Source organism: Salinibacter altiplanensis, assembly GCF_002894645.1.
Lineage (GTDB): Bacteria > Bacteroidota > Rhodothermia > Rhodothermales > Salinibacteraceae > Salinibacter > Salinibacter altiplanensis.
Window position 1 is genome coordinate 229,879 of the sequence record NZ_NCQY01000020.1, and the last position, 11,521, is coordinate 241,399.

The 11,521-nt window shown below is 66.6% G+C and carries 10 protein-coding genes; 4 read left to right on the plus strand and 6 right to left on the minus strand.

Annotation, left to right across the window (positions count from 1 at the left end):
- Window positions 1–8: 8 nt before the first annotated feature.
- Both B7R93_RS08540 and B7R93_RS08545 read left to right on the plus strand, forming a co-directional pair.
- Window positions 9–395, plus strand: a complete 387-nt coding sequence (locus tag B7R93_RS08540) for a hypothetical protein (RefSeq protein WP_103020363.1) — start codon at window positions 9–11, stop codon at window positions 393–395.
- Between the two features lie 56 nt (window positions 396–451).
- Window positions 452–1,387, plus strand: coding sequence for an SDR family NAD(P)-dependent oxidoreductase (locus tag B7R93_RS08545; RefSeq protein WP_103020364.1), 936 nt, complete (start codon window positions 452–454; stop codon window positions 1,385–1,387).
- A gap of 73 nt (window positions 1,388–1,460) precedes the next feature.
- Here B7R93_RS08545 and B7R93_RS08550 read toward each other — a convergent pair whose 3' ends face one another.
- Complete coding sequence (locus tag B7R93_RS08550; protein ID WP_232798211.1) at window positions 1,461–1,955, minus strand: CBS domain-containing protein; 495 nt, start codon at window positions 1,953–1,955, stop codon at window positions 1,461–1,463.
- Window positions 1,956–2,462: 507 nt separating this feature from the next.
- On the opposite strand from B7R93_RS08550, the gene B7R93_RS08555 reads away from it, so the two are divergent.
- Window positions 2,463–3,686 (plus strand): FAD-dependent oxidoreductase, encoded by a 1,224-nt coding sequence (locus B7R93_RS08555; RefSeq protein ID WP_103020365.1) that lies wholly within the window; start codon window positions 2,463–2,465, stop codon window positions 3,684–3,686.
- A 114-nt stretch (window positions 3,687–3,800) separates the two neighbouring features.
- Here B7R93_RS08555 and B7R93_RS08560 read toward each other — a convergent pair whose 3' ends face one another.
- From B7R93_RS08560 to B7R93_RS08575, 4 genes are all read right to left on the minus strand, one after another.
- Window positions 3,801–5,474 (minus strand): CCA tRNA nucleotidyltransferase, encoded by a 1,674-nt coding sequence (locus B7R93_RS08560; RefSeq protein ID WP_103020366.1) that lies wholly within the window; start codon window positions 5,472–5,474, stop codon window positions 3,801–3,803.
- A 156-nt stretch (window positions 5,475–5,630) separates the two neighbouring features.
- On the minus strand, window positions 5,631–6,335 hold the full coding sequence (locus B7R93_RS08565) for a bactofilin family protein (protein ID WP_103020367.1): 705 nt from the start codon (window positions 6,333–6,335) through the stop codon (window positions 5,631–5,633).
- A 45-nt stretch (window positions 6,336–6,380) separates the two neighbouring features.
- Window positions 6,381–7,451: a ParM/StbA family protein gene (locus tag B7R93_RS08570; RefSeq protein WP_232798213.1), complete on the minus strand. Its 1,071-nt coding sequence runs from the start codon at window positions 7,449–7,451 to the stop codon at window positions 6,381–6,383.
- 176 nt (window positions 7,452–7,627) lie between these two features.
- Window positions 7,628–8,794, minus strand: a complete 1,167-nt coding sequence (locus B7R93_RS08575; RefSeq protein ID WP_103020369.1) for an alanine racemase — start codon at window positions 8,792–8,794, stop codon at window positions 7,628–7,630.
- Between the two features lie 375 nt (window positions 8,795–9,169).
- Here B7R93_RS08575 and B7R93_RS15305 point away from each other — a divergent pair, with 375 nt between their 5' ends.
- Complete coding sequence (locus tag B7R93_RS15305; RefSeq protein ID WP_157942257.1) at window positions 9,170–9,427, plus strand: hypothetical protein; 258 nt, start codon at window positions 9,170–9,172, stop codon at window positions 9,425–9,427.
- A 502-nt stretch (window positions 9,428–9,929) separates the two neighbouring features.
- Here B7R93_RS15305 and B7R93_RS08585 read toward each other — a convergent pair.
- On the minus strand, window positions 9,930–11,521 hold a 1,592-nt coding region (locus tag B7R93_RS08585), incomplete at its 5' end, for a peptidylprolyl isomerase (protein ID WP_232798215.1).

Sequence of the window (11,521 nt, forward strand, 5' to 3'; positions counted from 1 at the left end):
CGCGCCACATGCACCTGCGTCAGCATTGGGTTGAGGACGTCCCCGAGGCATCGATGCCCCAACAGATTCATCTATTTACGGCCTCCGACCCGGACAGTCCGGCGACGTCCCCGAAGTGTGTGCGTACGATGGAGCGCCTCGCGGAAGAGGTGCTTCCCGCTAAGGCGGCATCGGGCAACTATCCGGTCCGGTTCGATCACTGTTTCAAGCGCATCGCGTACGACATGGCCGTGGGGGCGAAGTGGGACGCCGAGGTGGCACGGCCTTTCTACGAACACGCCTCCCGCGAACAGGTCCGTCGCGCCGTGGATGTGCTGCGGAAAATGGCGCGGGATCCGGCCTGGGCTGCCGAGTACAACCGCCGTTCCTTGCGCTACCGCACCGCCGGTGCGTAGAGCCCCTTGACTCCCCCTTTCCTCCTGTACCCTCTTTCCTCCTGTACAATAGTCTCATGAGCACGCGCCCCGAATCTCTCGCCACCGTCTCGGACATCGATTGCACAGGCTGCGTCGCCCTTGTTACCGGCTCCACGAGCGGCATTGGCCGTGTGGCGGCCCACGCGCTCGGGCGGCTCGGGGCGAAGGTGATTGTGCACGGCCGGGACCGCGCGGCTGGGGAGGAGGTGGTGCGGGCGATCCACGAGGACGGCGGCGAGGCCACCTTTGTGGCGGCGGACTTCACGGAGGCCGACGAGATTCGGGCGCTGGCGGAAACCGTCCGGGCCCGCACCGACGGCCTTGACCTTCTGCTCAACAATGCCGGCGGGCTGTTTCGGCAGGGCCGGCTCGTGGAGGGCATCGAGCGCACGTTCTACGTGAACCACCTCGCCCCGTACCTGCTGACCGCCGACCTGCTCGGTCACCTGCGCGAGGGCGCCCGCGTCGTCACGACCGCTTCCGAGGCCCATCGCGGGGCGCAGCTCGACCTGGAGCGCCCCCAAGCCCTCGACGGGTACTCCGGAATGGGGGCCTACGCCCACTCGAAACTCGCCAACGTGCTGTTCGCGTCGGAACTGGCCCGCCGCCTGGAGGCCACGGATCGGTCCATCACGTCGAACAGCCTCCATCCCGGGTTCGTCCCCGGAAGTCAGTTTGGGCGATTCCTGCCCGGTCCGCTCGCGGGCCTGTTCCGGATGCTGGATCTGGTGCCGGGGACCTCGTCGGTGGCCGACGGGGCCGCCGAGCTCCTGCACGTGGCCGTTTCCCCCGACACGGAAGAGGTCTCGGGACGGTACTTCTCGGGGCAGTCCCCCACCAGGCCCGCCGCGGCGGCCCGCGACCGAGAGGCTGCCGTTCGCCTTTGGCGTCGAAGTGCAGAGTTGCTGAAGATGGAGGAACCGCTGTCCGATGTTGAGGCCCCGCCCGAACGCCCCCCGTCAGCGTCGTAGCCGCCGTGTTGGACAGAACGCCAACTCTTGCCCGCGCGGTCCGGTCTCCCCACCCACTCACTGGTGTGTCAGGCTACCCGTACTGACGCACGACATACTCCGCCTCCATGTGCTCAATCAGCTCAAGGGCCTTGGCCTTGGCGGCCTCCGAGAGCTGTCGCATGCAGTCGCGCATCGAAATGATGCCACTGAGCCGCCCGTCCGCGTCGACCACCGGCAGGTGTCGGCACTGCAGGTCGCGCATCCGATCGAGGGCATCCTCCAGGGACTGGGCCAGCGCAACGGTTGCCACGTCCTCCGTCATGACGGTCCGCACCGCCGTTTCCTTCGGGGCGCGCCCCTTCAGCGCCATCTTGCGCATGTGGTCGCGCTCCGTGAAGATGCCCACAATGTCGCCGTCGTCGGTGACCACGATGGAGCCGACCCCGATCTCGGCCATCCGGTCGATGCAGTCGTAGACGCGGTCCTGGGGCGCGGCGGTAAGAACACGGGTCGGGTCGTGGAGCGCGCCCTTCGCCGAAAGCACATCATCGACGCTGGAATTGGGAATCGCGGGCTCTTCGTTCATCGGAGGCAACACGTGTGGTGAGAATACTGACTGAGATGATGACATTGGACCTGACCACTTCATATTCATTCCCTCCTGAGAAGATGCAATGAACATCGATCCAAACGTGACGCCCCTGCGATCTCATCTTACAGGTGTGTGATCTCACGAGGACGCGACTGCGCGCGATGCCCTGATCCCGCAGCGCCGCCCGTAGTCTCCTTGTGTCAGTGCCGTACGCGGCTGTGAGGTTGTGAAAGCCCTGTCTCATGTCGCCACTGCACGGACAACTACGACCTGAAGGATTGTCTAACATCTGCGACGGCAATTGCCACGTGCATCTTCGTCCGGACCCCATATCTTAGAGTCTGTTTTAATTTATCTCTCGGGCTCCGAGCGGCCTTGAAGGGCTGCAAATCGCCCCTTCACTCGACCGGTAGCCCCACTACAGGCCTCGTTCAGGGTGCGATTTTCGCTCCGTCAATTTTCGCTCTCGCGATCCGACCCAAAATCAAAACAGACTCTTAGATGAACGACTCTCCCGCAGTACTCGTGATTGGCGGTGGTGCCACCGGCACGGGTATCGCCCGCGACCTTGCACTGCGCGGCGTCGAGGTTCTTCTCGTGGAGCGGGACGGGCTCTCCAGCGGGGCCTCCAGCCGCTCCCACGGACTGCTGCACAGCGGGGCCCGCTACGCCGAGGCCAATCGGGTCGGGGCAGAAGAGTGCATTGCAGAAAACCGTGTCCTTCGTTCCATCGCGGGGGCGTGCGTTCGCGACACCGGTGGTCTGTTCGTCCAGTTGGCCGATGACGATCCGGGGTACTTTGAGGAGAAGCGGGCGGCCTGTGACGAGATTGGAATTGAGACGACCCTTCTCAGTGCCGCGGAGGCCCAGGCCCGTGTGCCGGGCTTGTCGGACGAGGTGGAACGGGCAATGCGGGTGCCCGACGGGGTCGTCTATCCGTCGCGCCTGAGTGCGGCCAATGCCGCCGACGCGGAGGCCCACGGTGGGTCTGTGCGTCCCCATGCCCCCCTCGAAGACCTTGTTGTCGACGGAGGCCGAGTCGTGAAGGCGCGGGTCGGGGGAACGGTCGACGCGATGGTCGAGCCCACATATGTTGTGAACGCGGCGGGGGCCTGGGCGGGCACGGTGGCGTCGATGGCCGACATCGACGTGGGGATGGCGCCCTCGCGGGGCGTGATGATCTCAGTGGAGTACGACGGCCTCGGCCCCGCCCTCAACCGGTGTCGCGACCCGGACGACGGGGACATCGTCGTGCCGCACGAGGACGAGGTGGTGCTCGGGACCACCAGCGTGCCGGTGGCAGACCCGGACGACCATGAGGAGGCCGACTGGGAAATCGAGACGTCCATCCGGGAGTGTGCCGCCATGTTGCCCCCCGTCGCGGACGCCCCGACGGTGCGCACATGGTGGGGGGTGCGCCCGTTGTACGCCCCCGACGAGCAGGCCACCAGTCGGCGAGGCATCTCGCGGGGATTCACCACCCTGGACCATGCCGCTGCCGGCGTCGACAATTTTGCGAGCATTGTCGGGGGCAAGCTGACGACCCATCGGCAAATGGCCGAGGCCGTCTCCGATCATGTCTGCGACAAGCTCGGTGTGGATGTTGCCTGCGAGACGGCGACCCGCCCGTTGCCCGGCGCCGAGGATCCTGGCCGACTCGATGAGTTTGTTGCGGCCTACGATGGGCAGGGGCCGACCGACGCAGACGTTGCCGGGCAGGGCTGACGGTTTCGTCCATCCCATCCTGCGACCAGCCGTTTCCGCGACGGACACGAGACTTGTGTGGGAGGACCCGCGAGTATAGCCCCGGCGGTGGACCAGAGCACGGAAGGAGGGCCTCTACGCCGGATTGCTCTCCTCTTTGTCGGTCAGCGCCTCGGTCTTCACGGCGTCCAGGTACGCCAGTGCGGCTGAGCGATCGTCCGGCAGGTCCGGGTCTTCGAAGACGACCTCCTTGATCGCCCCCAACGCTCGGTTTTCCGCTCCCTCTAGCCGGTCCTGCATCGCCTCGAAGAGGGCCCCGCGGCGGAGGGCCTCGTCCTTGATCGCCATGAGGTAGTCGTACGCCGCGTCGTGTTCGTTGGAGATTTCGCCGTCGAGGACGGCTTCGCGAATCCACGTCTTGGCAACCCCGACGGCCACCCCTTCCTCAATGCCGAGGGTTTCCATAATCTCGTACCCGTCCACCGGCGGCTCAAAGTTGCGGAGCCGGTCCTTCTCCTCCACGACGCGCATTTTCTCCTCCACGCGGTCGAAGGCCCGTTGGTAGCGACGGCGCCGGTCCGGGTTGTTCGAGGTCACGTCCGACCGCACGAGTGTCATGAGGTCGTCCACATCGTCTCCGGCCTCGTAGAGCAGGCGGCGCACGGCGGAGTCGGTGACCTTCTCGTTTCCCAGTGCGATGGGGCGGAGGTGCAGGCGCACGAGCGTTTGCACGTAGTCCATTCGTTCATCGGTCGGCAGGCGCCACTTGCGAAAGAGGTCGGGAATCATGCGGGCGCCGACGTCCTCGTGCCCGTGAAAGGTCCAACCGGCCTCATCGTCGAACCGCTTGGTCTTGGGCTTGGCGACGTCGTGGAGGAGGGCGGCCCAGCGAAGCCAGCGCGTCGCCCGGCCGGGCCGGTCGGCCGTCCGGTCGGCGACGTTGTCGAGCACCTCCAGCGTGTGGTAGAAGTTGTCCTTGTGGTCGCGCCCGTTCACCACGTCGACGCCCTTGAGGCGCTGAATTTCGGGCATGAAGTGTTCCAGTACGCCGGAGGCCTCCAAGATCTTGAAGCCGATGGAGGGGGTATCGGCCTCCAGAATCTTGTGGAGCTCCTCGGTGATGCGCTCCTGGCTCATGATCTCGACGCGGTGGGCCTGCGTGCCCATCGCATCGAACACGCGATCGGATACCCGAAACTCAAGCTGCGTGGCGAATCGGGCGCCGCGGATCATGCGGAGTGGGTCGTCCTCGAACGTTGCCTCCGGGTCGAGGGGCGTGTCGATGGTCTGCCGCTCCAGGTCGCGCCGTCCGTCGAACGGGTCGATGAGCGCCCCGAAGCGGTCGGGCGTGAGGTGGATAGCCATCGCGTTGACCGTAAAGTCGCGCCGGTGCTGGTCGTCCTCCAGGGTCCCGGCCTCTACCTCCGGCTTCCGAGAGTCGGACCGATAGCTTTCCTTGCGGGCGGTCACAAACTCCAGCACGAGCGGGCGGTCGAGACTGGCCTCTTCGCGGGGAACGCGGATCGCGGCGGTGCCGAACTTGGGGTAGACGTGCGCAGTCTGGCCCCCCAGCTCCTTGCCCACCGCCTCGGCCAGCGCGAGACCGGTGTCGGGCCCAACGGTTACGAAGTCGAGGTCCCTGGTGGAGCGTCCCAGAAGTACGTCGCGCACCATGCCGCCGACGGCGTACGCCTCGATGCCCTCTCGGGCGGCCACACGGCCGATTGTGCGTAGGATCGGCTCGTAGGGCACGTCCCGGAGCCGCTCGGCCAGGGTCGTGATGTCGGTGTAGGAGGAGGTCTTCGTCATGCCGTCGAGACGTATTGGACACCAATTCTGCGGTGTGTACGGACGGCACAGGGCCCAGTTCGTTCGGCGGCGGGAGGGCTTTTCGCCGGCAATTTGGGGGACTGGGAGGCAGGAGAAGGGCAAACACTCGTGCCCAGACGCTTATCGACGAGGCGACTACCATTCAATCTTGGCGAGGGAGTCTGTGTCGTCGGTGTCCTCGACGTTCTGGGGGTCAGTCCCGACGCTCGACTGCTCCGCGGGCGGGGCGGCCGACGACGGGGACGGGGGTTCCGGAAGGCCGTCGCCCTCCTGGAGGGAGGCGAAGGGCGGGGGGTCCTCTGCGGTCTTCTGAGGAGACGATTGCTCAATATCGAGCGTCACGGATCGCTCGGTGGTTCCGGATGGACGGGCCCGCGAGTCGGTCTGGGGAACGTCCGGGGACGACGCGAGCCCGGGGATCGTGTATGCCTCGGCCGAAAAGAAGACGTCCTTCAGAACCGGGATCTGGTCCGCGGTGTCGCACAGGCCGCCCTCAAAGTCTGCCTCGTCCTCAATCGTAAGCGCCTCGGCGCACAGAATGCCATGCACCGAGGCGGCGTCCAGCACGACGAGATCCGTCTGCGCGTGAAGAATGCCCTTCGCCTCGCCGGCGATCCGAATCGAACCGGCCCGAATTTCTCCGTGGATGGTGCCCTCCCTGGACACGTGCACGTGGCCCTCGGTCGTGACGTCCCCGTCGAGCACCCCGTCGACCCGAAGGTCGTCCGCCTGCAGGTCGAAGGCCCCCTGTGCGGTCGTGCCCTCTCCGAGAACCGAGAGGGCCGACGACGGAGCAGGAGCATCGTCCTCATCGGTCGAGCGCTGAAAGAAGTCGAACATAGCGGCCAGGAATTGTTCGAACGGAACAGGCGAAGGGCATTCGGGCTAGGCACGCTCCTGCTCGAACAGTGTCACGGACGTATTGGCGTTGCCCAGATCGAGCCCGACGGCGTGGCCCGGGCCCTTGCCGTTCACGCCGGCGGAGTGGAGGGCAAACCCCCGGCTCACATGCGTGGCCGGGTCCGGCACCACGTTCAGAGAAAGCACATCCCCGAACTCGTCTTCGAATGCGTCCACGAGTTCGGTGTAGAGCGCGCCGCCCCCGGCCAGGTACATCTTGCGGGTCTGTCCGAAGTCGTTGTCGTCGAAGGCCTTCTTCAGGGAGGGGGAGACGATGTCGTTGTAGTAGATGCGGAGTACCTTCTGGCGGAGCTCCGACAGGTCGTACCGTTGGCGGCCCGCCACGACGGTGCCCCGGCGCATCGCCATGTCAATCTGGTGCTCGGTGGGCATGTCCAGGTAGTGCTTCTCTCGGAGCCGCTCGGCCATCATCGACGTGGCATAGCGGAGCCCGTGTCCGCTCGTCGCTGTTCGCTGGACGGGCCCGGAGGGAAGGCTCAAGACGGACTCGAACGTCCCGTATCCCAGTGAGACAGCGAAGAACGGGTCGTCCTCCTGAAGGTCGCCCTCGCGGGTTGCCGTCACGTGGCCCTCGATTTCCGGAAGCACCTCGACGTCCGTAATGTCCACGTCCACGACCGAGTGCTCGCCCTGCCCAAATGGACGCCCGTCGAACTCAATTTCCTGCTCGCCCTCGATCAGGTTGCCTGCGTTGCGGCGGTGGACCCGGTACGCCGAGTAAGGGAAGCCGGTCGTCAGCGTCAGTGGCGTGTTGGCCCCGCCGGCCTGGGCGACCAAAAGCCCGGCCCGCAGCAACAGGCGGTAGTCGAGGTCGGAAGGGGCATTGTTGATGCCCTTGTGCGGGGCTGTGCCCTCACGGAGGGCCAGGTCCCCAACAACGTATTGCTCATCGTCAACCTGCACCTTCAGGCCTTCGAGGAGGTCGTCCGCCACATCGACCAGCTCGTTTGTGTTGGTTTCGAAGACGCTCGGAAATGATTTTGTTTTCAGCATTGCGCTGGAAATCTCAAGAGACCCGGACAGCGAAGTCGGCACGTTCCCAGACGAAGGACTCGGCTGGGTCTCTTGTTATCGCCATGATGGTCGGTGTATTAAGCGCGGGTCCTTTTGAAAAACCAGAGGCCGGCGGGCGTGGCGCTCCCTCCAGGCGTCGTGTCGAGAGAACGACTCTTTGCGCTGGAAAACTCGCCCCCAACGAGGGCCCCAGAACATCATCCCCCGCGGGCGCTGACGGGCCACGTGCCGACCACGGAGGGGCCGTCGACGACGTGGAGGGTGTCCTGGTTGGCCACGGTGACGCAGGCGTGGTTCGGGACAATGCGGAGCCGGTCGCCCACTGTGAGGTCTGCCGTGTCGGTCATGCTGAGCCACCCGTGCTCCTCCGAGAGACGATCGACGTGGAGGCCGGGATGGGGCTGCATGGACGCGGCATCGGCCAGCGCAAGGCCGTACCCATTCGTACCGGCACCGGTGTCGGTGGTGAGCACCTTCTTTCCGGCGTCCACGAACGCGCGGGCCATGCCGTCGGGCTTGTTCTGGGTGCTGATGACGGTCGTGAGCACCGTGAGTGCGCAGTCGCCGAGGGCCGCGGCGCCGAGGGCCGCCTGCATCGCGTCGTGCATCACGTAGTTGCCGGGGCGAATCTCCGTGACGCGAAAGCCGTCGCGTTCTGTGTTCGCGAAGGCAGCCATCGTCGGCGTGGAGCCGATGCTGACCTCGAACGGGTCCGGCGTCACGCCCGGCACGTCGGCCTCGGCCAGGGCAGACACCACAGACAGCACGCGGTCTCGCTCGTGCCGCGATGCCCGATGCAGTGCCTCCGCCTCTGTCTCCTCGTCGGACGGCCCGTCGTAGGCCTGCCCGGCGTGGGTCAGAATCCCCGCGAGTCGGAGGCCCGGCAACGACGCGATCCGGTGCGCCAGCGTGCCCGCGGCGGCGGTGTCCGACCAGTGCACGCCGCAACGGCCGTGGCCCACGTCCACCTCGATGAGTACGTCCACCGGAGCGCCCGCATCCGCGTAGACGGCCGACGCCTGCTCGGCGCCCGTGACGGTATCGACCGTGAACGAGATCGTCGCGTCGTCCCGGAGGGCCCGCAGCCGCTCGTGCTTATTGCGCCCGGTGATGGGGTAGGCCACGCGTATGTTCTCAAACCCGGCGTCGACGAACGTTTCGGCCTCCTGGACGGTGGCGACGGTCAGCCCCTCGGCGCCACGCTGCCGTTGCCGCTGGGCGAGAGGCACCGACTTGTGGGTTTTCACGTGGGGACGCAGGGCCACATCGTTCGCGTCGGCTAGATCCTGCATGGCCGCGAGGTTGGCCTGCAGGCGCGACTGTTCGACGAGGAGGGCGGGGGTGGAGAGGGCGGTGAGCGTCATGGGAAGGGGAGGAGAAAGACGCGTGATCGGGACTGAGTGGTCAGGACCACTTCAGCGAAGAGGCCCACCTGATGGGTCCATGCCTCCTAGACACGTAGCCGGGTCCTCAGGGCTTCCGCCCGAGTCCGTGGCACGGCAGGAGGAACTAGATGACGCGAGGTGAGAACACCGCTGACATCTAGGGGGAAGGGCATAATCCAAAAGATTATCACTGATGTGCGGGAAGCTCACTGCGGGTCCCTACGGCGGATAAGAAAAAAGCCAGTTCCGGAGGGCATTTTTCTTGTCGGCTCACTGAAAAAGGCCACGAAAGCCAACATCAGGGCGGTGGGAACGAACAAAATTGCCATTCTCTCAGCAGTCCTTCGAAGAATCATGGCTGGATCTCGTCCGCTCGACCTTCATCGTCCAGAAGACCAGGAGACGGCGCGTCGGGTGTATGCAGTCAACCACGGGTCTCCCTCCGCACGAGGGCGTTGCATGCTGGAAGACGGAAGCACTGTGCTCTGTGCGTTTGAGACGATGGGGATTGCGAAGCAAGCCACCTCGGAGGACCCGAAGCTTCGCCTCGTACGGCACAAGGCCCTCAGCGTCGAGGAACAAAAGCGTGTTCAAACGGCGCTCTTGTCGTAGCGCGCGCCGCGAATCTCTCCATCAGACGTTTGGGGCCCTCCCGGCAGCGAGCCTGCCGGAGACATTCGCGGCCGGCTTCGGTTGCCCGAGCGGTCCGCCGACCTGCTGTACCGGTTGGTCTTCTCCTCGCTGTGGGGTTGATCGAGGCCTTTGGTCGGAGGGGAATGCCGTTCTGCTTGCCCGAGAAGAGGATTAGGCCGACCGAGGCACGAGGTCCGTCAACCCTTCAAGGCCTCCATGCACCGTGGTGCCCTCCGCTGCAAACAGGGGAAGACGGCGGTGTACGTGAGCGACAAGGCCCGGTCGGCTTTCCCATGCCGGGCCACGTATGCCCACGTCAATGGCGATACGACGATCGTTGTGAGGCAGCCTGGTTGCGTCAAGCGTCCCGTTTTTCTCAGATCTCTGGTGCGGGCGGCGAACGCACAGGAGCAGATAAGCGCCGAGGCGCTCCGGTGAGAGACATCGACGCGGTGTTGGCCGTACGGTTGCGGTACTCCTGCTACCGCTCGCGTGTCGCTGTCACCTGAGCCGATGTGATCCGGTCGTCGACGCGGAGTTGGTCGACCACATCCATCCCGTCCGTCACGCGCCCGAAGGCCGTGTACCCGCCGTCCAGGTGCGGCTGCATGCTGTGGGACACAAAGAACTGGCTGCCCTCCGTGTCCCGGCCCGCGCTGGCCATGCCGATCGTGCCGCGACGGTGGCCGATGCGCGTTGCTTCGGTCCGAAGAAAGCGTCCGGGCCCTCCGAAGCCGTCCCGACGTGCAAAGTCACCGCCCTGCACCACGAAGTTCGGCACCACGCGGTGAAAGGGCACGCCGTCGTAGCGCCCGTCTCGGGCAAACCGTGTGATTGCCTGCACCGTCTGTGGGGCCTGTTCGGCGTCGAGCTCGATCGTGACGGTGCCCCGGGTCGTCTCCAGCACGAGGCGCGGGTGCGGGCCCAGCTCTTGGAGATCATTCCAGTCAATCGAAGGCGTCTCGGGGAGCGGCTTCGGCGCGGCCGCCACCATCGTATCGGTCGCTTCGGACAGCCCCTGCGCGGCGGCCTGTCGGAGGGCATGGTGCGGGTGATCGAGTGCGTCGCGGAGAACGGTTTCGGCCGTCGAGCCGCCGAGCGTGCCGAGTGCCCCCAACACGGCCGTCATGCCCTCCAGGGCGTCGGGCGTAGTGAGTGTCCGGTACGTGGCGGCGAGCGTGTCGGCGGCGCCCAATGGGGCAAAGGCCGAGTCGGCAAGGGCCGAGGCCCCGTGGTAGAGGAGTGCCGGGTCGCCCCGCCGGACGGCGGCCGTGAGGCGGCGGAACGTCACGTCGGCGCCACCGGGCCGGGTCCGCTCCCAGCGACCGACCACTGCCTGCACATCCGCGGCCGCCACGCGAACGTCGTCGTGTCGGAGGGCGGTGTCCAGCAGCGAATCGGCGCGGGGGGCGTCAAGCGGGGCGAGGGCAGGGAGGGCCGCGGCGTAGGCCACGGGCGAGCGCTCGGTGCGCCAGCGGTCGACGGCATCGAGAACACGCTCCGGGCGTCCGTTTCGGGCGAGGCCCCGCAGCAGCGGTGCGGTCACGCGCCACCGATCGGGGTGTGCATCGAGCCAGGCCCCGACGGCGGCGAGGCGGTCGGGGGACCACTCCAGGCCGGCCAACGTCTCGGCGGCGGTGCGGGCCACGAGCGGGGGGCCGTCGTTGAGGGCGCCGACGAGTGCCCCGCCTGATCCGTCGAGGGAGGAGAGGGACGAGATTGCCCGGGCGGCCTCGGTGCGCGTGCGCCAGTCGGGGGCTGTGCGGAGCCAGTCGCCCAGGCGAGCAGCGTCGGAAGAGTCGCCGGCCGTCCCCAGTGCCCGAAGTAGGTGCATGGCGGCCGGGTCGTTGGGGGAGACGTCGTTGAGCACGGCGCGAAGCGTATCGGCGCGGCCGGCGGCGAGAGCCTCCACCCGTCCCAGCGCGTACGCGGCGTTGCGGCGGGTCCACGGGTCGTCGGCCCGCAGGCGCTCCAAGAGCCAGGTCGTGGCCGTCGAGTCGGTCACGCCGCGCATGCCGTAGCGGGCGACCGTCAGAGCCACGTCGGAACGGCGGGCCGGCGGGAGCCGGAGCC